This is a genomic window from Staphylospora marina (assembly GCF_003856495.1).
Taxonomy (GTDB): domain Bacteria; phylum Bacillota; class Bacilli; order Thermoactinomycetales; family Thermoactinomycetaceae; genus Staphylospora; species Staphylospora marina.
Genome location: NZ_CP034118.1, coordinates 1,714,305 through 1,732,976, shown reverse-complemented (window position 1 = coordinate 1,732,976; position 18,672 = coordinate 1,714,305). Strand labels below are relative to the sequence as shown.

The window sequence follows — 18,672 nt, the reverse complement described above, 5'->3', positions numbered from 1 at the left end:
ATGGAATCATTCCATTCCATGATGTGGGTGAATGTTTCATGCCATCGGAAAAACGGCACCTCATCCTGATCGGAATGATGGGATCCGGAAAAAGCACGGTCGGCAGAATGCTGGCCGCTGAATCGGACATGCCGTTCGTCGATCTGGATGCGGAGATTGAAAAGAGCGAAGGAATGACGGTGGATCTTCTGTTTCGCAAAAAGGGAGAAGAAGCGTTTCGTGACGCGGAAGTCCGCGTCTTGAAGAGGTGGCTGTCGCAAAAACGGTCGCATGTCATTGCGACCGGCGGAGGTTCGGTCCTTCGGCCGGAAAACCGGGAACGGATGAGCCGGGCAGGATGGGTGGTGTTTCTGCGAGCCGCGCCGGAGACACTGATCCGTCGGCTGGCCGGATCACGGGAAATCCGGCCTTTGTTGACCGGGAACACGGAGGAACGGGTGCGCACGCTCTGCCGGGAACGGGCAGGGATCTATGATTTCGCGGATTGGACGGTGGATACCGACGAACTCTCGGCGGAACAAACCGTCCGGTTCATCTTGAACAAGTGGAGACGGATGTTTAAAGAGAAGCCGAATCGGTGAAACTGCTCAGAGAGAGGTGGGACACATGTCATTCCAAGATTGGGTGGCCTATCTCCTCAAACGGCTTGTCTGGTACATGGAGACCCCCCGCCATGAGAGAAAGGAAGCCAAAATGGCGTCGAGGCTTCCGTGGAGTGTACGCTGGTTCGGCATGATCCCGTTTTCCTTGAAAATGTATGTGGACAGCCGACGCCCCAAATCAAGGAGGAAGGCCTGATGAAACAGGATGCGGATCGGTCTTTCCAATTGGTCCGTTTGGACCATCGGGAGGATGTGCTTCAGCGCCTCCGAAACGCGGAAAAAGAACTTTCCGGATTGCTCGGCAAAGATGTCGCATTGATCGCTTGGTCCAAAACGTCATCGTCCTGACGGGTGCAAGCCGCCGCGGCCCGGTGGCATCGGCGGATGTTGTCCTGAAAGTGCCGGTATTGATTCACGCTCATTTCCCTCGCGGGATCCGGGCGGGAACCGGCACTTGTTTTTTGTTTTCCTCCCCGTCCTTGTCGCCTGGCCAAAGGGAAACCGAATGTTGAAGATGTTTGGCCAAAGACCGGGTGCACTCCCATTTTTTTCGGAGTGTGATATACTTTACCCGTGAGCTCATCGATTCGTCCTGATTTTCAATATTTTTTCAACCACCGGAGAAGGAGAGACTCCTCTATGTACCATCGTACCGAAACGCGTCCGGTCAAAGTGGGGAACATCCAGATCGGCGGGAACGATCAGGTGGTCATTCAAAGCATGACGACCACCAAAACGCATGATGTCAAAGCCACGGTGGAACAGATCCGGCGCTTGGAAGAAGCCGGATGCCAGATTGTCCGCGTCGCCTGCCCCGACATGCGCGCGGCCGAAGCCATCAAGGAGATCAAGAAAGAAATATCCGTTCCGCTCGTTGCGGACATTCATTTTGACTACAAGCTGGCCCTCAAAGCCATCGAAAACGGAATCGACAAAATCCGGATCAATCCGGGAAACATCGGGAAGAGAGAAAAAGTGGAGGCGGTGGTCAAAGCCGCCAAGGAAAGGAACATTCCGATTCGCATCGGGGTGAACGCCGGATCCCTGGAGAAGAGAATTTTGGAAAAGTACGGTTATCCGACGGCGGAAGGCATGGTGGAAAGTGCCCTGTACCACATCGGCATCCTGGAAGACCTTGATTTTCATGACATCGTGGTCTCCCTGAAAGCGTCGGAAGTCAATCTGGCCATCGCCGCTTACAAAAAGGCGGCCGAAACCTTCCGGTATCCGTTGCACCTCGGCATCACCGAAGCGGGAACGTTGTTTTCGGGAACCATCAAGAGTGCGGCGGGAATCGGTGCTCTGCTCTCCCACGGAATCGGAAGCACCGTTCGCATCAGTCTCAGCGCCGATCCGGTGGAAGAGGTCAAGGTGGCGCGAGAACTGCTCAAAACGTTCGGACTGGCCGCCAATGCGGCAACGTTGGTCTCCTGTCCGACTTGTGGCCGAATCGAAATCGACCTCATCTCCATCGCGAATGAAGTGGAGGAGTACCTGGCGAAGGTCCGGGCCCCCATCAAAGTTTCCGTGTTGGGTTGCGCCGTGAACGGACCGGGAGAAGCGAAGGAAGCGGACATCGGAATCGCCGGGGCGCGGGGCGAAGGTCTGTTGTTCCGAAAGGGCAAGATCATTCGGAAAATCCCCGAGAAAGAGTTGGTCACCGAATTGAAAAAGGAGATCGACAAACTGGCCGAAGAATATGTTCGGAAACAGGCGGAAGAGAGCAAAGGGAAGGAAGAAGTTCATATCTGACGGATCATGTCACGTGAAAGAGATTCAGGTTCCCCCCGGGGAGCCTGAATCTTTTTTTCGGCATCCGGCCGTGGGTTGTCGGCGTGCCTCCGGCGAGTTTTTTCCGGGATGCATAAGTCCCGTTTCCCGTCCGCATAATATAGCTGACTCACCCGATGAGAAGGAGGGATACGCATGAGAAGATTGGCACTGGCGCTTGTGATCATCGGAGCGCTGAACTGGCTCCTGGTCGGTATTTTCCAATGGGATCTGGTGGCGGCTGTGTTCGGCGGAGACACGATCAGGGAATCTTCCGCATTCAGTCGGCTTATTTATGCGCTGGTCGGTCTGGCCGGCATTTACTCGATCCGTTTCTTCTTTGACGATCGCGTAACCGCCGACGAACGGTGAATGCGGCTGGATGACAACTCCGGGCTGTGAAGTCTGGAGTTTTTGTTTGAATTTCAGAATTGCATGTGCCCCCGGAAGCCCATATGATGAGAAAGGGCAAACAGCTCAGGGTCACCGTGTCCCTGCCGACTGTTTCCAATCAGGGAAAAACCGGGGTGATTGTTTTGGTACCGTTGATCGGGATTACCGTATCGCTGGAAGACGAGCGGAAGCTGACCTTGTCCAGGGATTACAGCGATTCGGTGCTCAAAGCCGGAGGATTGCCGGTGATGATCCCGCTTTGCACGGACGACGAAGTGATCAAAAGGTTCAGTGAGCAGTTGGATGGATTGATTTTGTCGGGGGGCGGTGACATCGACCCCACTCTGTTTGAAGAAGAACCGCATCCGGGATTGGGTGAAATCGTGCCGGAACGGGACGAAATGGAAATCGCGCTGGTCAGACGCTTCGTGGACATGAACAAACCGGTTTTCGGCATCTGTCGGGGGTGTCAAATCCTGAATGTCGCACTGGGTGGCGACATGTATCAGGATTTGCAGGCGCAACGGGCTTGCGTGATTCAGCACAGCCAGCGGGCACCCCGCTCCCATGCTTCCCACAGTGTGCAGATCCATGAAGGTTCACTGCTTCATTCGATATTGGGAAAAACATCGATCAAAGTCAACAGTTTTCACCATCAGGCCGTCCGCATGGTTGCGCCCGGAATGAAAATTTCCGCCAAGTCGTCGGACGAAGTGGTGGAAGCGATCGAAAGCGTTTCCGGATCGTTTGTGCTGGGGGTCCAGTGGCATCCGGAGTGCATGACAAGCTCATCGGAAGAAGCGGAAAAGCTGTTTGAGGAATTCGTCAAGGCTTGCGGAAAAAGAAAATGGCGAAACGAGGAACAAACAGGCAAGGAAAAGTCCTGAGATTGGAAAAAGCGGTGCCGGACAGGCGCCGCTTTTTTTGGATCCGAAACATGCCGCCTTCTGATAGAAGCACTTGAATTGAAACAGAATAAACGGGGGAAGGAGGAGTCATGATGCTTGCATCCGTCATCCGAAGCTTTTTTGCCGTCGTCATCGTGCTCGCGCTGACGATTGCCGCGACGGTTGAAGCCCCGGTCAGGGCTTCGGGGTACCACGTGGAAGAAGGGCGGCCGCCGGTCTTGATCATGGAACATGAGAACCGGCAGTGGGCCCTTCCTTTGAAAGAGATCGGATTTGACGGAATTGATCCGACCACCCTGGATCGGGACCAGTGGATGGACTGGATTTCACTCACCGTGGAAAGCGTGGTGAACCGTCCGCCGGTATCCGCCCGTTTTGTCAACCGGAAGCCCGTTCCTCATCAGGACGGTGTGATGGTGGATCGTGACGAGCTGGAGCTGTGGCCGGACCGGATTCATGATGTGATGGGCAGGCCCGTTCATCTGCCGGTGAAAAGAATCGAGCCCGCCTTGACGTTGGACCGGCTGATCCGGCTGAAAGAAAAGAGACTGGCCACGTACACCACGTGGTACAACCCCCGCAATGTCAACCGGGCGCACAACATCCGGTTATCGGTGGCGTCCATTGATCATAAGGTGGTAATGCCGGGAGAGATCTTTTCTTTCAATCAGACAGTCGGTGTACGGACCCCTGCAAGGGGATACCGCCCGGCGCGGATCATTGTCAAAGGGGAATACAGCGAAGGAGTGGGGGGAGGAATCTGCCAGACTTCATCCACGCTGTACAATTGCGTCGACAAAGCGGGATTGAAAATCGTTCAGCGGGTCAGTCACAGTCGGAAAGTGGGATATGTTCCGTCCGGAAGAGATGCGACGGTTTCATGGGGAGGACCTGATTTCCGCTTTCAAAATCAACTGGATGAGCCCGTGCTGATCGTGGCATCCGCAAACGGCGGTCGTCTGAGCATCTCCGTGTACGCCCCAAGGTCGACGAAACACATGCCCCGGCACGTTCCGCAGGCTCCGGGCAAGTATGCGGCGGATGAGGAAGAAGCGGTTCCCGACAAAAAACCTTCCAAAAAACCGGTGAAACATACAAAAGACAAACCCTTGAAAAAAGCAAATATCGGAAACCGTCGGCAGGAATCGTGACTCATGCATGACCGTTATGCACCATCAAAAAAGATGATTCTATGACAAACAGGGAAGATTCATGGATTCGACGCGGATGTTCTGCTATAATGGGAACCATTGTAAGGGCTATTTTCTGAAGGAGGTTACGCATGAATCGAATCCTTCGAAACAGCCTGGCTTCCGCGCTTGTCTTCGCCCTTTCCTTCATGGCCGGATGCTCCTCGGGGGAAGTGACGGTCACGTTCAGTGACAAAGCCGGGACCGTCAAGCTCGACCCCGGGGACACATTGGCGGAGGGTTTGGAAGATCAAGGCATGAACGTCCCTGAATTGAAAAAGAAATACAAGGCTCCCGTTTCCTGGGATCAACCTCTTTCCGGCGGGAAAGTGGAACTGCGCTGCAATTGCAAGGTTTCACTTCACGTGGCGGGAAAAGAGCTTGGAACGTTTCAAACCACCGCTCCCACGGTCCGCGATTTCCTGAAGGAGAAAAAAGTGGAACTGACGGCGTGGGATGAGTTGAGCAGTTCACCGGACGCCAAAATCACCGACGGGATGACGGTGGTTGTGGACCGCTATGAACAGCGGATTCAAAAGAAAGTGGAAAAAATCCCTTTCAATACGAAAGAAGAGAAAGACGACCAGTTGGCTGAAGGCAAAAAGAAAGTCGAAAAAGAAGGCAAGGAAGGAAAGAAGATTTTTCAGGTGGTCGCTCTCTTCAAAAACGGAGAACCGGTGGAGGAAAACGGGGAGCCTGTCATCGAAGAACGATTGGTCGAAACTGTCAAACCTGTCGATAAAATCGTGAAAATCGGAACCAACAAGGAACTGGCCCAAAAGGAAAAAGTCAATCTTGCCGCCGTTCGCACGCTTACGGTGCAAGCCACCGGGTACACGCACACGGGAAACCGGACGTACATGGGCACTTGGCCCAAACGCGGAACCGTCGCCGTGGATCCCAGCGTGATCCCGCTCGGTACCAAGTTGTACATACCCGGTTACGGTTACGGTGTGGCCGAGGATACGGGTGGCGCGGTGGACGGGCTGATCATCGACCTGTTTTTCGAAACGCGTGCCGAGGCTTTGAAGTGGGGACGGCGCACCGTCACCATTCAGATCCTCAAATGAGAAAAAATTCCCTGCAATGCTCTGACATTGCAGGGAATTTTTTTGCAAAACGGGAAATATACACGACAGGAAGGAAGAAGAAACAAATTGGATGATTCTGCAAATTTCCCTTTGTTTTCATCTTTTGTTTCAGATATACTGTTTCAAGGAAAAACGGAGCCGAGGTGTGAAGATGACAGGCCGGAATGAACCATGTCCATGCGGGAGCGGCAAAAAGTACAAGAAATGTTGCGAACGTGTCGTCACTCTCGCCGCCGCCGAAAAAAGCCGCGAAGAACGGGATGGACGGTTGAAGAACGAGCTGATCAGGGAATTGATCCGCTGGTTTTCCGAACGGTTTTCCTATGAACTCAAGTGTGAATGGGAGCGCCGATTCAAACAGTTGTTGGAACTCCCCCTTGACCGGCCGGTGACACCGGAATGGTCCGCATTCTTCCAGTATTGGCTTCTGTTTGACGCTCCGTGTCTCAACCGGCAGCGCCCCATTGAGTTGTGGATGTCCACCGTTCGGAAGCAGACAGCCAGGGAACGGATTGCCCGCAGCTTTGCCGGTTCCCGATTCCGGATTCATGAAGTCGCGGAGCACCGCGGGGAAAGCGTGATCTGGCGTCGGCTGGATGACGGCAAGGAATTTGAAGTCATACAAGGGCCGGAACTCCCCCTTGACACCATTGTTTTTGCCAGGTTGGTCCGGATTGGCAACCGCTATGAACCGTTGGGACCGTATTCAGCTTTTTCGCATGAGATGAGAGGGGAGATACTCTTGCAACTCGAGGAATATGACCGCCGTTCGGAAGAAACCCGTACCGCGCCATGGGAGAATGAATTTCGAATTCTCGGCTGGACGATTCAGAGAGCGGCCGAGAGGGACCGGAGCGAAAAACCGTCCGTTCCGTCCATGTCCGAGCTCCCGGAGACCGTCAAAGCCATGCCGCTTTGGCCGGTCGTGGAGCCCAAGGAAGAAGATCTCCCTGTCAGAATCATGCAGCAACTGGAGCAATTTCACATGAATCACGTGATCCCGCTTCAAAAGGGAACGCAAAAGTTCTACAACCATTCTCTGGAACTTCTTTACAAGTATCTTGCGGCGCGATTCGGACAGCGGTTCGACTGGAACATGCTGGACGAGGAGACACTGACCCATTTCCTCGCCGTATGGTACATCGATCATGCCAAAACCACCACGAGAGGAAGCAGGATTTTTCTCAACACGCTGAAACATCTCTTTCGTTGGCTTGATCAGGAAGGGATTTGCGATGTCTATGAGCGGTTCCGGAAACTGTACGTGACCCTGATTCACGCTTTGCCGACGGCGGTGGAAGCAGGCCGTTGGATCCGTCAACACGGGCTTTCTCCTTCCGGGGAGAGAAACGATGAAGAATCCGTCATGGTGATGTTGGCGATGTCTTCGACCGGACCGGTTCTCCGGGTGAACGATCGCTGGGTTCCGGCTCATCTGGCCGGTTTTCCGTGGACGAACCAACGTTTCTGGGTTCGCGGGCGGTTTGAACTCGATGATGAAGGATGCCGGATCAGCCGGGTGGACGGCGTGTACCCGGTCCTGTTGCCGGACAAGCAGTTGAAAGTATTGGGAAATCCGTAAAAAGGCAGCCTGCCCCTGTGGGACGGCTGCCTTTTGACATTCACCGGGCAGCCCCGGACTCCAGGCGGAACACGGGAAAGCGGATGCATGGGAGGACGGGGATCATTGTACAAGAGGTCCATGAAAAATGATACGAAATTCATGAATCATTGGTAGAATACTGTTGGGGTGTTTTTTTGAAATCACATGTCGGAGGTTCATCATGAGAATGACAGATTGTCATGCACACACCACTGCATCGGACGGGCTGCATTCACCGACGGAAGTGGTACGGATCGCCCGGGATGCCGGTCTTTATGCGGTGGCCGTGACCGATCACGATTCCGTCGACGGTGTGGAGGAAGCACTGGAAGCCGGAAAGAGATGGGGCATGGAAGTGATTCCCGGCGTGGAGATCTCCACGTTGTGGCAGGGCCGGGAAATTCACATGCTCGGATTGTTCATCGATCACAAGGATCCCGGCTTGTTGGAGAAACTGGAGGAGCTCAGAGACGTCCGAAGGCGCAGAAACCTGATGATGATCGACAAGCTGAATGAGTTGGGCATCGATTTGACACTGGAAGAAGTGGAAGCCAAAAAGAGAGGAAAAGCCGACCTGAACGTCGGCCGGCCTCATATTGCGGAAGTGTTGATGGAAAAAGGAATCGTTCGCTCCATGGAAGAAGCGTTTGACAAATACCTGGGGAAAAACGGACTGGCATACGTGACGCCGGACCGAATTTCTCCGGTGGAAGCGATCCGGTTGATTCACCGGAGCAAAGGGGCCGCAGTCATCGCCCATCCGGGATTGTACGGGATGGATGAGATCCTTCCTTGGCTGGTGGAAAACGGGTTGGACGGCATCGAGGTGAACCATCCGGACCACACGGAAGAGGACAAAGCCCGATACTTGCGGCTGGCGGAACAATGGAATCTCGCCGTCACGGCCGGTTCCGATTTTCACGGAGAGCGCAACGGTTCCATGTACCATGCTCCGCTGGGGACCTGTCGTCTGGAATGGGAACGGGCGCTCCTGCTGAAAGAGCGGGCCGAAAAGAACCGGGAGGGGTGAACGGCGGTGGAGCCGATGCCCCGGTCCGCCTTGCACCTTCCGGTCACGCATTGATCAAGCGCTTGCTCATTTTGACATGAGGAATTCCCGCTTCCTCAAACGGTTCCCCCGTTCGGGAATACCCCAGTTTTTCGTAAAAGGGAACCACCTGCATCTGCGCATTCAGCACCAGAAGAGATGCGCCGCATTCCCGGGCATGGTGCTCGCAAGCTTCCATCAGCCTTTTCCCGACTCCGGCGGATCGTGCGGATTTCAAAACGGCCACCCGCTCCACTTTTCCCGTCGACGGATCCAGCATGCGCAGTCTGCAGGTTCCGACCGGAGAGGTGCCGGTCAGAGCGAGAAAATGGGTACACGTCGATTCCCACTGATCGATTTCCAAGTCTTCCGGAACGCGCTGTTCGATGACGAACACTTCACGCCGGATGGCCCATGCCTGTTCCAATTCGGGCGGAGTCGTGGCCTGTTTGATGAAAATCTCCATCGGATCATTCCTCTCGGATCGGAAATCAGCGCTTCAGCAGGAACGATTGATAGATGTTCCACGACCCGTTTTCCAGCTGATAAAGGAGATGGAACCGGTCGATTTTCGTCTCCAGGTCAAACGTGGTCATCCGCAGGCTGCTGTAGATGTCATGCAGTTCATCCTGCGGCAGTTTCTGTCCGATGGTCAGGTGCGGGATGAATTCATAGGGAGATTCCACCCGTCCGACCACACTTTTGATTTTTTTATGCAAAGTGACGAGCGGAGCGCTGTCTTCGACGGCGAGATAAATGGTGTGGCTGGCCGGGTAGAAATTGCTGACTTTGTGAAGACGAATGCGAAACGCCTCCGTTTCGGATGCGATCCGTTCCAGTTCGGGAACCAGTTTTTCCGCTTCCTCCTCCGCCATTTCAAACCGGTCCATCAGGGTGATGTGCGGAGGGATCAGCGTATAGTGGGGATCATAACGCTTTCGGTACGAGTTGGCGACATCTTGAACGTGTTTTTGCGGAAATACGGCAATTCCAAAGTACATGGTCAGAAACCCTCCTCTGAGTAGTTGGCTGAGTCAAGTAGTTGGTACAGTCGCTCCAAACAGACATTTCTTTTATTATAACTTTCACTTTAAAATAAAGCGACCGGTGAGAAAGTTCATTCTGTTGTGATAAGATACAGGTAAGATTTACCACGAACCGCAGGAGGCGAAACGGATGAAGAGAATTCACAGCCAAGAAGTGAAAATGGCGGCCATGGACCGATTGAAAGACCGGGGTGTCACGATCGACGCAATTGCCGAGATTGTCTATCACATGCAGTCTCCGTACAAAGAAGATCTGACCTTGGAAGCTTGCGTGGAAAGTGTCCTGGCCGTTCTCAACAAGAGAGAAATCCAACATGCCATCCTGGTGGGTGTGGAACTGGATATGCTCGCTGAAAGAAATCTTCTTTCCGAACCTCTCCTTTCCCTTGTCCGGGATGACGAAGGGTTGTTCGGGTGTGACGAAACGCTGGCTCTCGGTTCCGTGTTCGGATACGGAAGCATCGCGGTCACCACGTTCGGTCACTTGGACAAGCAGAAGATCGGCATCATCCGGCAGCTTGACACGAAGAAAGACGGACCCGTCCACACGTTCACGGACGATCTCGTGGCCAGCATCGCGGCAGCCGCTTCCAGCCGTCTCGCGCACCGGCTGAGGGATGAGGAAGAACAAAACGGTGAGGACGGGAGAAATGCCCAAGCGAACTGATCCATTCGAAAAATTCTCCTGAAACATTCTCCGCGTGAAAGGTCGGCGCCCGAAACGTCGGCCTTCACGTCGGCGAAAAAAGGCCGCCAAAGACTCTTTGTGATCCCGGAAGGATCCGGCATGAAACGGACGGGAAAAAGGCAAAATAAAAGCACGCGAAATGGTACGGGAACAAGGAGGGTCGGCCGAATGGGTCGTTGGGTCTATTGGGCCAAATTGTACAACAGCCATTTTCAGGCCAGATGCCTTGCCACCAGAATGAGGGAAGACTGGTGGCTGTACGGTTACGATTGTCCGGAAGAAGTGGAGGTATTCCGTTCCCGCAAGGGACGATACGGCGTTCGTTACGTTTGGAAAAAAAAATAGAAAAAAACTGTTGCACTTTCCGATCCAATCGTGTATAGTAATAGATGTCGCCGCTGATGAGGCGGTTGTCAAACATGAACCAACTGCCGCGGGGTGGAGCAGTCCGGTAGCTCGTCGGGCTCATAACCCGAAGGTCGCAGGTTCAAATCCTGCCCCCGCAACCAACTCGGAGCTGTGGTGTAGAGGCCTAACATGCCAGCCTGTCACGCTGGAGATCGCGGGTTCGAATCCCGTCAGCTCCGCCACTTTTCGGGCCTATAGCTCAGTTGGTAGAGCAGTCGGCTCATAACCGATCGGTCACAGGTTCGAGTCCTGTTGGGCCCACCATTTTCAATTCTCACTCGGGCAGTTAGCTCAGAGGGAGAGCGCTTCCTTGACACGGAAGAGGCCATAGGTTCGATTCCTATACTGCCCACCACACACGCAGCCCCGTCCAAATGACGGGGTTTTTTCGTGCATGTCCGGCTTTCCGATCTTCATGAAGCGCCTTGTCCCCGTGAACAGTCCGTTTCATTTCCAGGCACGGGAAGCGCATCGGAGCGTTTTTGGCTGATTGCACAGAAAACTCAAACATCAAAATGGTGGTTGACATGGAGAAAGGGTCGTTGTAGAATCAAAATTGTCCCAAGCGGACAGCAAATGAATCCGCGGGCAGTTAGCTCAGAGGGAGAGCGCTTCCTTGACACGGAAGAGGTCATAGGTTCGATTCCTATACTGCCCACCACACACGCAGCCCCGTCCAAATGACGGGGCTTTTTACATGTGCGTTTCGCTTCGGATCATCCGTGCCGTCGATCTTCAAGGCGGTTTTTGTATTTTTTTTGAAAGGTCGGTGATCGGGACGGAACTTGTCCTGTGGATCGACCGCCGGGAATCACCGATGGATAGAAGGATCAAACTGCCGGAAGAATGGGATAAAATATTTGAATTGACAATAATTTTATTGACATCAACTGGTCAAAATTATATGATTTATAAGAAACACTCTTTATTGCCGGTTCAAGGCAGTTTTTCCAATCATGACCGATCCGGTCCGGAACGGAAATCGGCGAATATGCCCCCGTCAAAAGCCGATTTCAACATGGATGAGTTGGGTGGATTTCGTCCCCGGTGTCGACATCATTTAAAGGGGGAACGGATCAGTGGCCATTCTGATTTTCAATCGCCTGCCGGAATATGATGCCCCTTATGCCGAATGGTTGGAGGAACTGAATGAAGAAGTGGTTTTGCTGACCTCCAAGCAGTTGGCAAAGGATTTCAGGGGCTATGCCCGCGTCCTGGCTTTCGAAAACTATGACTTCAACGCGGCGGTTGAGTTTACGGCGCTTCTGCTCCATGAAGAAAAACCGTTCCGCGTGGTCGTGGCGACGGCGGAGCGGGATGTGTTGCGGGCGGCTTATCTTCGCGAGTATTTGGGGCTTCCGGGGCAATCCCTGGAAAGTGCGTTGTCGTTCCGGAACAAGGTCAAAATGAAAGACATTCTCCGGAATGCGGGTGTGCGGGTTCCCGATTTTTCTCCGCTTGAATCTGTCGTGGACCTGTACCGGTTTGTCAGAAACCGCGGATATCCGGTGGTGGTGAAGCCGGAGGAAGGCATGGGATCCCGCGATACGGAGATTCTCCGCAATGACGGTGAAACGGCCCGTTGGCTTGCCAATGGCTTGCCGAAAGGGATGGAAGTCGAAGAATTCATTGACGGGGAAATGTACCATATTGACGGCTTGGTGCTGGACGGGGAACCGGTGCACATCTGGCCGTCGAAATACTTGAACGATTGCCTGTCCTTCCATGAAGGGATGGCTCTCGGCAGCTATCTGCTCGAACCCGGAAATCCTCTCACGAACCGTTTGCGAAACTTCGTCACCGCCGTTCTCCGCATTCTCCCCACACCGCAACATACCTCCTTTCACGCGGAAGTGTTTCACACCCCCAATGATGAACTCGTTCTGTGCGAAATTGCCTGCAGAACCGGCGGGTCCCGGATTTCCGAGGAGTTTCGCCAAGCATTCGGTCTGGATCTGACCAAACTGGCCGTGCAGGCACAATGCGGCATTCGTCCGCACTTGCCGGACCGCCTCCGAATCACGAACGAGCCTGTCAGCCAATTCGGATTCATCGGCATTCCTCCCCGGAAGGGCGTGTTTTTGTCCGGGCCGACGGCCGACGAGCTTCCCGAATGGGTGACGGAATACCGTTTGATCTCCCGACCGGGGGAAGCGTATGACGGTCCTCACACCAGTGTCGATTATGCGGCCACTTTTCTCGTGAAAGGGCAGTCTGAACAGCAGGTCCTTGAACGTCTGAAACATGTGAAGGATTTGTTTGATCGTCGTTCCCGGTGGTCGGAATGAGGGATTTTCAGCAAGCAGGATCCGGGGATCGGTGTGATGACTCCGGCCCGCTCCCTCCGGTCGGGGAGCGGGGACCGGGGATTCGTCAGGTACCGGAAGCGGATGAACGGTCGGAAATTGATACATGCTGGACGCGACGCAGAGACACGCGGATTTTTTGAGTGTCCGTAAATGCCTTGTCAATCGCTGTTTCTGCGTCTTCCAGTTTTTTTCGGGCTTTCTCCAGGGATTGACCGAATTTGTCGAAATCGTTCTGGATGCTTTCCAAAAGGTTCAGGATCTCATTGGTCTGTTTCCGGATGGCGACGGCTTTGAAGCCGATCCGCAAACTGTGCAGAAACGCCGCAAGGGTGACGGGACCGGTGATGATCACTTTGTTCCTCCGGATTTCATCAAGCAGTCCCGGAATGCGGAGCACTTCCGCAAACAGACTCTCCGTCGGCAGAAACATGACGGCAAATTCGGTGGTCAGCGGAGGAACGATGTATTTTTCGATGTTTTTGGCTTCATCCCGGATCTTCCGGGCCAGTGCTTTTTGTGCCTCTTCCACCCGGCGCCGGTCTCCGGCTTCCTGGGCATCTCTCAGCTTCTGATAGTCGGCTTCGGGAAACTTGGCATCGATCGGCAACAATTGGAAAGAACGCTCTTCATCCGTCACCGGCAACTTGATGGCAAACTCCACGCGTTGCCGACCTTGAATCTCGCAGTTTTTGATGTATTGATCAGGCGCGAGAATGTCTTCCAGGATGTTTTCCAACTGGATCTCCCCGAAATTTCCGCGTTGCTTCACGTTGTTGAGCATGCGGTTGAGGGTGGAAACATGGTCCGTGAGCGAGTGGACCTGTCCGAGATTGACGTTGACTTGGGTCAACAGTTCGCTCACCTTGCTGAATGAATCATCCAACCGCCTTTTCAACGTGATCTCCAGTTTTTCATCGACGGTTTTTTGCATGTGTTCCAATTTTTCGTTGTTTTCCTTCCGGATTTGCTCCATCTGTTTTTCCACGTCGGTCTTGAGCTGATGGACTTGCTCCACGGCCATCCGAAGGAGATGGGCCTGATTTTGAACGGAACGGCTGATCGCCTGATGGACGTCATCTTTCATGTCCCTGATCGATTCCCGGATCACTTCCCGGTTTTCCCTCAGCTGTTGATCGTGATGTCGGGCCGTTTCTTTCAACATCTCCCGGATTTGAAGGAATTCGTCGCGAACCGTGTCGTGCGACCGGTTCTTCCATTGCATGTACAAACCGGCTGCGACGAGAACAACGGCCAGTGTCACCAAAAACTCAAGCATGAAGTTCCTCCTCGATTGCCTTTTTTATCAAAACATTCCGTTTTGCGGAGGAGAAATCCTCTTGTCGTCGGATCGCGACGGATCGTCTCAAAGAAGGCACAGGATTGTCGACAAATTGAAGATTCACGTTGCTTGACCCTTTCCGGGAGAATCGATAAAATGAGGAAACATAAGAGGCGGGACGCACTCCATCCGCAAATGCGGGGTGGAAGCGCGTGTTCCCGAACCGTTTCTTCATGCGATGGAAGGTGGACTTGCCGGCTGCGGAAAAAAGAAAGATGAACCGGCGCCGAGCGGCAGATTGCGATGTGTCAGCAAGATTGCACTCCGTAAGGGGTGTGTTTTTCTGTACGGTTCGGGAATAGTGGGATCAACGTGCCAAAGTCCTGGTGACAGGGAGATTGTGATGATGAGACATCCGACTTTCCTCATTGCGACCGCTGGTTTGACACTGATGATCGTGTTTCTTCCTCCAAGCAACAAGGCGTGGCTTGCCAAATGGGAAGCCGTCATGAATCTGGGGACGGAAAAGACGAAATCGGCGGGAAAGCAATCGTCGTCGCCCGTGGCCGAGGACCGTTCCGAAACCCCGTCGGAGGCGGAACAAGCGGTTCCGGTGTCCACCCAACCGGCGCAAAAGAACCGTCAGGAACTGACCGCAATGCGAAACGGAAAAGATCTGTACGTCAAGGTGGACGATCTTTCCAAAGTGCTTCCGGTGGAGTCCCATGTGTTCATGCCTGACGGCAAAATCGTGTTGATGCACGGAGAAGTCCGGTTTGAAATGTTTCACGAAGTGCCCGTGGTGAACAGGAACGGGGTGTTTGAACCTTTGAATCCCGCTCCGGTGGTGAAGGACGGAGAGGCATGGGTGCCGGTGACGTTCATCAAACAGGTGCTGAATCAGACGGTCACGACGTCCGGTACCACCGTCACGCTCGGAAGCAACCCTGCCCGCTTGCCGTCCAAAGCCCCCGGCAAACATCCGGGTGCCATTCCCGCGGCAAAAATGGTGGAGATCCTTTCGTTCCTTCGCACTCCGATCGACGGGGCGCACGTCAGTACGCTGGACTCCCACATGCCGGGTGCCGCCCGCACGTACCGGGGCGGAATCCATGAAGGCATTGACTGGTATTCGTACGGAACGGGAGTCCGAATCGACCGGAACACGCCGGTTCGCTCCATGGCGGACGGGGTGGTGGTCCGCGCCGATCACGAATACCGGGAGATGGCGACCCGGGAGCGGAATCGTCTGCTTGAGATCGGGAAAAACAACGACGGCCAGACTCCTGAACCCATCTTGGACAAACTCAGGGGGAGACAGGTCTGGATTCAGTATGAAAACGGCGTGATGGTTCGCTACTGTCATCTGGACCGGATCGTTCCCGAAGTGAAACCGGGAACGAGAATCAAGGCGGGGGAGATTGTCGGATACGTCGGAAACTCCGGAACCAGTGACGGAGCAAAGGGAACGAATCAAGGATTGCATTTGCATCTGGACATTTTGCTGTACGGAGAACCCTTCTGGAAACCGTACGGCATGGAAGAGAGACGTTGGATTTTGGAAACCGTGTTCAATCGAAACAACCAAGCGAACAGTCGCGAAACAGAGTGAGGAAACCCGGGTGTTGATCTTTTACCGAAGGTTGACACCTTCTTTGTTTTCTCTTCAATTTCTTCAGTCAGCATGATATCATACAGAAGTGTTTGAAGGATGCGTTTGAATGAGGGACGGAGGTGGGGCGGTTGAAACATTTTGCCGCCTGGTTGATCCGGTATGATCATACCTTGATTCAATGGGTCAACTGTCAATGGAAGTGCCGGCTGCTGGATTGGTTGATGCCCAGATTCACCCATTTGGGCGGGGCCACCGCCACGATCGGTTTTTTGCTTCTGTGGCTGATGTTCGCCCCGGATTCCGTGAAATGGTGGTCCGTGGAGGGATTGACGGCATTGGGTGGCAGCCATCTGGCCGTTCGGGGAATCAAGGCCTGGAAGCCCCGACTTCGTCCTTACCTGCGTTTGGGGAATCTGCATACCTTCCCCAATCCGCTGACGGATTGGTCATTCCCGTCCGGGCATACGACCGCGGCCTTTTCCGTTGCCGTCACGTTTTTCCTTCATGTGCCGGACTCCGGGATTGTTCTGCTCCCCTACGCCGTGACGGTGGGGATCTCCCGGATCTATCTGGCCCTTCATTATCCGACCGACGTGTTGATCGGAGGTTGCCTCGGGTCCGGCTTTGCGGTTATGACCGCTTGGATGTTCGAGCGGTTTGTGGCATGAAAAATACACCCGATGTCCTGTCATGACATCGGGTGATTCAAGGCGGTACGGGAAGTTCCGGAAAATCCGAGGATTTTCCTTACCATGCTCCGAAAGTTGTGGTACAATCAGAATTAGCCCATCTTCCCTTTGCCCCATTCGAACGTTCATGGGGCTTTTTTCTATCCGAAGATGTCGAACACCTTGCCGCTGATGTACAGGGTTCGATCATCCATTCTGATGACCATCCCGTCGAGAAAGTGGATATCGATCTCACGGGAGTCCGCAGTGTGAAGTCTGACCGCGACGGGGGAACGGTCGACGGGGACCGACCGGACGGACGCCCTGACACGGATGACGTCCGATTCCAGCGTTTCCGGCGGGGAAAGTGTGACACGGTAGCCGGGAAACGATTGAAGATTGTGGATGAAAGGATGAACTTCATCCGGTGACCCGGTGAGCAGCAGTTTGAGCATGGGCATCTCCCTTCCGCATGAATTTACTGAAAATTTTATATTGTGATACGAGTATACAACCTGAAAAAATTTATGTCAAATGCCTTTTTCGTATTGCAATATTACCCGTGAGGTCATTCAGTCAAATCGTGCGGAAACAATTTTCAATCCGGCAGTTGCCGCTTTTGCCCCGCAAACAAAGGAGAAAAGGGCGGGCGAGCCTCCGTGAAGGGCGGATTCACGGCGAACAGGCGACCGACCGGAACTTTCTCGTGCGAGGTGAAAGGGTTTTGGATTACATCCATCCGAGCAAGATCGGCGAATTGCTCAGGAAACGAAGAAAAGAGCTCGGTCTTCGTCTCGAGGATCTGGCGGACGAATTTGTATCTCCCTCCACCATCAGCAACATCGAGAGAGGCATTACATACGTCAACGAGGAAAAAGTGAGATACGTGGCAGACAAGTTGGGCGTGGAACTGGACAGGATTCATGAACTCCTGGAAAAGGAAAAGCAGGAAGAGGAGCAGCTGGAACTGCGGCTTTCGGCCGTGGAGAGCATGATCGACCTGGTCGGTCCGGACAAGGGATTGGAGCGGTTGAGAAAGCTGAACATTCAAGGAAATCACGCCCTTGCATGTGTCGCACATTTTCTCCGGGGAAAAATCTATTTGGCCAAGAAAAACTGGGTCAAGGCGCAGAATCATTTTCTCGAGGCCATTCGCATCGTTGACCAGAAGCCGGAACGGCTCCACACCAACATCAAGGCGGCGAGCTACCAGGAGTTGGGCAAGATCGCGCTGATGTTCCACAAAGATCCCGGCCAGGCTCTCCGGTATGTCGATGAAGGGCTTGAAGCGTTTCAGGAGGACGGGGACCGTGCTCACTGCCGGTACACGCTTTTGATCTCACGGATCAACTATTTGGAGATGTTGGACCGGATTGAGGAAGCGTTGCACCAGATTCACGATCTGTGGAATGAAATGGAACGCATTGACAACGTGGAAACGGTGCTGGAATTGTACGGCACGCGCGTGCGCATTCTCGACCGTCTCAAACTCCATGAAGAAGCCGTCCGTTACGCCGTCAGGGGCATCGAATTGGCAAGGGTCAACCGGAAGATGGAACAGGCTTGCGGCCTTTGGATGATGTTGGGTCGCGTCTACATTTCCCGCGAAAAATGGGGAGAGGCGGAGCATTGTTTCCAAACGGCACTGGGAATCCAGGAAAAGCTGCGTTCGGACCGCATCAAGGCGGAAATCTTCACCCGGTTGGGGCAGATCCGGTTGAGGAGAGGAGAGCTGGAGGATGCACGTTCCATGTTGTCCCGGGCGGCGGAAGCGGTGGAGGGAACGCCGATTTCGGGTGAATTCGGGGAAATCTGGTTGCTCTTGGGGGATACGTACCGTTTCGAGAACCGGTTCGACGAAGCGGAAAAACTGTATCTGAAGGCATTGGAAGTGTCGGAGGACGCCCGCAAGGAGGAGAGAAGAAACATTCTCCTCCGCCTGGCCGTGTGCCAGGAACGCACCGATCCCGAGAAGTTTTCCGACACTCTCCGAAAAATTTACCACATCGATCTGGAATCGGAAGTTTCCGGAGACGAGTTGCCGGCCTGAAACC

Annotated in this window: 21 protein-coding genes, 5 tRNA genes and 1 pseudogene; 23 read left to right on the top strand and 4 right to left on the bottom strand. The window is 53.9% G+C overall.

What is annotated here, in order from left to right:
* Positions 1 to 38 precede the first annotated feature (38 nt).
* The 11 genes and pseudogenes from EG886_RS08670 (at position 39) to EG886_RS08630 (ending at position 8,587) form a co-directional block, all read left to right on the top strand.
* A complete protein-coding gene (locus EG886_RS08670) occupies positions 39 to 581 on the top strand; it encodes a shikimate kinase (RefSeq protein ID WP_124727762.1) in 543 nt (180 codons plus the stop codon).
* Between the two features lie 25 nt (positions 582 to 606).
* A complete protein-coding gene (locus tag EG886_RS08665; protein ID WP_124727761.1) occupies positions 607 to 798 on the top strand; it encodes a YqzE family protein in 192 nt (63 codons plus the stop codon).
* Complete coding sequence (locus tag EG886_RS13750; protein ID WP_164491746.1) at positions 798 to 950, top strand: hypothetical protein; 153 nt, start codon at positions 798 to 800, stop codon at positions 948 to 950. The genes EG886_RS08665 and EG886_RS13750 overlap by 1 nt, the downstream gene beginning before the upstream one ends.
* A 291-nt stretch (positions 951 to 1,241) precedes the next feature.
* Positions 1,242 to 2,354 carry a flavodoxin-dependent (E)-4-hydroxy-3-methylbut-2-enyl-diphosphate synthase gene (gene ispG / locus EG886_RS08660; protein WP_124727760.1) on the top strand — a complete coding sequence of 371 codons (1,113 nt, stop codon included), beginning with the start codon at positions 1,242 to 1,244 and terminating at the stop codon, positions 2,352 to 2,354.
* Positions 2,355 to 2,528: 174 nt separating this feature from the next.
* On the top strand, positions 2,529 to 2,744 hold the full coding sequence (locus EG886_RS08655) for a DUF378 domain-containing protein (protein ID WP_124727759.1): 216 nt from the start codon (positions 2,529 to 2,531) through the stop codon (positions 2,742 to 2,744).
* Between the two features lie 86 nt (positions 2,745 to 2,830).
* Positions 2,831 to 3,652, top strand: coding sequence for a gamma-glutamyl-gamma-aminobutyrate hydrolase family protein (locus EG886_RS08650; RefSeq protein WP_241154295.1), 822 nt, complete (start codon positions 2,831 to 2,833; stop codon positions 3,650 to 3,652).
* A 113-nt stretch (positions 3,653 to 3,765) separates the two neighbouring features.
* A complete protein-coding gene (locus EG886_RS08645) occupies positions 3,766 to 4,824 on the top strand; it encodes a VanW family protein (RefSeq protein ID WP_241154294.1) in 1,059 nt (352 codons plus the stop codon).
* Between the two features lie 131 nt (positions 4,825 to 4,955).
* The gene (locus tag EG886_RS08640; protein WP_124727758.1) at positions 4,956 to 5,933 is read left to right on the top strand and encodes a 3D domain-containing protein; all 978 of its coding nucleotides are present in this window, start codon (positions 4,956 to 4,958) and stop codon (positions 5,931 to 5,933) included.
* A gap of 91 nt (positions 5,934 to 6,024) precedes the next feature.
* Positions 6,025 to 6,147, top strand: a pseudogene (locus EG886_RS14120) (SEC-C metal-binding domain-containing protein); the annotation flags it as partial.
* A 549-nt stretch (positions 6,148 to 6,696) separates the two neighbouring features.
* Positions 6,697 to 7,536, top strand: coding sequence for a hypothetical protein (locus tag EG886_RS13960; protein ID WP_241154292.1), 840 nt, complete (start codon positions 6,697 to 6,699; stop codon positions 7,534 to 7,536).
* Positions 7,537 to 7,738: 202 nt separating this feature from the next.
* The gene (locus EG886_RS08630; RefSeq protein WP_206425307.1) at positions 7,739 to 8,587 is read left to right on the top strand and encodes a PHP domain-containing protein; all 849 of its coding nucleotides are present in this window, start codon (positions 7,739 to 7,741) and stop codon (positions 8,585 to 8,587) included.
* A gap of 43 nt (positions 8,588 to 8,630) precedes the next feature.
* On the opposite strand, the gene EG886_RS08625 is transcribed toward EG886_RS08630, so the two are convergent.
* Both EG886_RS08625 and EG886_RS08620 read right to left on the bottom strand, forming a co-directional pair.
* A complete protein-coding gene (locus EG886_RS08625) occupies positions 8,631 to 9,071 on the bottom strand; it encodes a GNAT family N-acetyltransferase (RefSeq protein WP_124727756.1) in 441 nt (146 codons plus the stop codon).
* A gap of 25 nt (positions 9,072 to 9,096) precedes the next feature.
* The gene (locus EG886_RS08620; RefSeq protein ID WP_124727755.1) at positions 9,097 to 9,606 is read right to left on the bottom strand and encodes a 2'-5' RNA ligase family protein; all 510 of its coding nucleotides are present in this window, start codon (positions 9,604 to 9,606) and stop codon (positions 9,097 to 9,099) included.
* 175 nt (positions 9,607 to 9,781) lie between these two features.
* Here EG886_RS08620 and EG886_RS08615 point away from each other — a divergent pair, with 175 nt between their 5' ends.
* From EG886_RS08615 to EG886_RS08580, 9 genes are all read left to right on the top strand, one after another.
* A complete protein-coding gene (locus tag EG886_RS08615) occupies positions 9,782 to 10,318 on the top strand; it encodes a phosphatidylglycerophosphatase A (RefSeq protein WP_124727754.1) in 537 nt (178 codons plus the stop codon).
* 189 nt (positions 10,319 to 10,507) lie between these two features.
* Positions 10,508 to 10,684 (top strand): hypothetical protein, encoded by a 177-nt coding sequence (locus tag EG886_RS13745; RefSeq protein ID WP_164491744.1) that lies wholly within the window; start codon positions 10,508 to 10,510, stop codon positions 10,682 to 10,684.
* A gap of 87 nt (positions 10,685 to 10,771) precedes the next feature.
* A tRNA-Met gene (locus tag EG886_RS08610) sits at positions 10,772 to 10,848 on the top strand.
* Positions 10,849 to 10,852: 4 nt separating this feature from the next.
* Positions 10,853 to 10,929: transfer RNA gene (locus tag EG886_RS08605), tRNA-Asp, on the top strand.
* A 6-nt stretch (positions 10,930 to 10,935) separates the two neighbouring features.
* Positions 10,936 to 11,011, top strand: a tRNA-Ile gene (locus EG886_RS08600).
* A gap of 16 nt (positions 11,012 to 11,027) precedes the next feature.
* Positions 11,028 to 11,102, top strand: a tRNA-Val gene (locus EG886_RS08595).
* 231 nt (positions 11,103 to 11,333) lie between these two features.
* Positions 11,334 to 11,408: transfer RNA gene (locus EG886_RS08590), tRNA-Val, on the top strand.
* Positions 11,409 to 11,444: 36 nt separating this feature from the next.
* Positions 11,445 to 11,864: a hypothetical protein gene (locus tag EG886_RS08585; RefSeq protein WP_124727753.1), complete on the top strand. Its 420-nt coding sequence runs from the start codon at positions 11,445 to 11,447 to the stop codon at positions 11,862 to 11,864.
* Complete coding sequence (locus EG886_RS08580) at positions 11,827 to 13,035, top strand: ATP-grasp domain-containing protein (RefSeq protein WP_124727752.1); 1,209 nt, start codon at positions 11,827 to 11,829, stop codon at positions 13,033 to 13,035. Before EG886_RS08585 ends, EG886_RS08580 begins: the two co-directional genes overlap by 38 nt.
* A gap of 85 nt (positions 13,036 to 13,120) precedes the next feature.
* Here EG886_RS08580 and EG886_RS08575 read toward each other — a convergent pair whose 3' ends face one another.
* Complete coding sequence (locus EG886_RS08575) at positions 13,121 to 14,332, bottom strand: DNA recombination protein RmuC (RefSeq protein ID WP_124727751.1); 1,212 nt, start codon at positions 14,330 to 14,332, stop codon at positions 13,121 to 13,123.
* A 409-nt stretch (positions 14,333 to 14,741) separates the two neighbouring features.
* Between EG886_RS08575 and EG886_RS08570 the strand changes: the two genes are divergently transcribed.
* Entirely contained in the window at positions 14,742 to 15,947 is a 1,206-nt protein-coding gene (locus tag EG886_RS08570; RefSeq protein ID WP_164491743.1) for a M23 family metallopeptidase, read from the top strand.
* A 131-nt stretch (positions 15,948 to 16,078) separates the two neighbouring features.
* The gene (locus EG886_RS08565) at positions 16,079 to 16,618 is read left to right on the top strand and encodes a phosphatase PAP2 family protein (RefSeq protein WP_241154291.1); all 540 of its coding nucleotides are present in this window, start codon (positions 16,079 to 16,081) and stop codon (positions 16,616 to 16,618) included.
* Positions 16,619 to 16,779: 161 nt separating this feature from the next.
* Here EG886_RS08565 and EG886_RS08560 read toward each other — a convergent pair whose 3' ends face one another.
* Positions 16,780 to 17,073, bottom strand: a complete 294-nt coding sequence (locus tag EG886_RS08560; RefSeq protein WP_124727749.1) for a hypothetical protein — start codon at positions 17,071 to 17,073, stop codon at positions 16,780 to 16,782.
* Positions 17,074 to 17,342: 269 nt separating this feature from the next.
* Here EG886_RS08560 and EG886_RS08555 point away from each other — a divergent pair, with 269 nt between their 5' ends.
* A complete protein-coding gene (locus EG886_RS08555) occupies positions 17,343 to 18,668 on the top strand; it encodes a helix-turn-helix domain-containing protein (protein WP_164491742.1) in 1,326 nt (441 codons plus the stop codon).
* Positions 18,669 to 18,672 lie beyond the last annotated feature (4 nt).

What these genes read in the sequence shown, in the direction of transcription:
- EG886_RS08670 (WP_124727762.1), top strand. Translation starts at nt 39, where the DNA reads ATGCCATCGGAAAAACGGCACCTCATCCTGATCGGAATGATGGGATCC.
- EG886_RS08665 (WP_124727761.1), top strand. Translation starts at nt 607, where the DNA reads ATGTCATTCCAAGATTGGGTGGCCTATCTCCTCAAACGGCTTGTCTGG.
- EG886_RS13750 (WP_164491746.1), top strand. Translation starts at nt 798, where the DNA reads ATGAAACAGGATGCGGATCGGTCTTTCCAATTGGTCCGTTTGGACCAT.
- ispG (WP_124727760.1), top strand. Translation starts at nt 1,242, where the DNA reads ATGTACCATCGTACCGAAACGCGTCCGGTCAAAGTGGGGAACATCCAG.
- EG886_RS08655 (WP_124727759.1), top strand. Translation starts at nt 2,529, where the DNA reads ATGAGAAGATTGGCACTGGCGCTTGTGATCATCGGAGCGCTGAACTGG.
- EG886_RS08650 (WP_241154295.1), top strand. Translation starts at nt 2,831, where the DNA reads ATGAGAAAGGGCAAACAGCTCAGGGTCACCGTGTCCCTGCCGACTGTT.
- EG886_RS08645 (WP_241154294.1), top strand. Translation starts at nt 3,766, where the DNA reads ATGCTTGCATCCGTCATCCGAAGCTTTTTTGCCGTCGTCATCGTGCTC.
- EG886_RS08640 (WP_124727758.1), top strand. Translation starts at nt 4,956, where the DNA reads ATGAATCGAATCCTTCGAAACAGCCTGGCTTCCGCGCTTGTCTTCGCC.
- EG886_RS08630 (WP_206425307.1), top strand. Translation starts at nt 7,739, where the DNA reads ATGAGAATGACAGATTGTCATGCACACACCACTGCATCGGACGGGCTG.
- EG886_RS08625 (WP_124727756.1), bottom strand. Translation starts at nt 9,071, where the DNA reads ATGGAGATTTTCATCAAACAGGCCACGACTCCGCCCGAATTGGAACAG.
- EG886_RS08620 (WP_124727755.1), bottom strand. Translation starts at nt 9,606, where the DNA reads ATGTACTTTGGAATTGCCGTATTTCCGCAAAAACACGTTCAAGATGTC.
- EG886_RS08615 (WP_124727754.1), top strand. Translation starts at nt 9,782, where the DNA reads ATGAAGAGAATTCACAGCCAAGAAGTGAAAATGGCGGCCATGGACCGA.
- EG886_RS13745 (WP_164491744.1), top strand. Translation starts at nt 10,508, where the DNA reads ATGGGTCGTTGGGTCTATTGGGCCAAATTGTACAACAGCCATTTTCAG.
- EG886_RS08585 (WP_124727753.1), top strand. Translation starts at nt 11,445, where the DNA reads ATGTGCGTTTCGCTTCGGATCATCCGTGCCGTCGATCTTCAAGGCGGT.
- EG886_RS08575 (WP_124727751.1), bottom strand. Translation starts at nt 14,332, where the DNA reads ATGCTTGAGTTTTTGGTGACACTGGCCGTTGTTCTCGTCGCAGCCGGT.
- EG886_RS08570 (WP_164491743.1), top strand. Translation starts at nt 14,742, where the DNA reads ATGAGACATCCGACTTTCCTCATTGCGACCGCTGGTTTGACACTGATG.
- EG886_RS08560 (WP_124727749.1), bottom strand. Translation starts at nt 17,073, where the DNA reads ATGCTCAAACTGCTGCTCACCGGGTCACCGGATGAAGTTCATCCTTTC.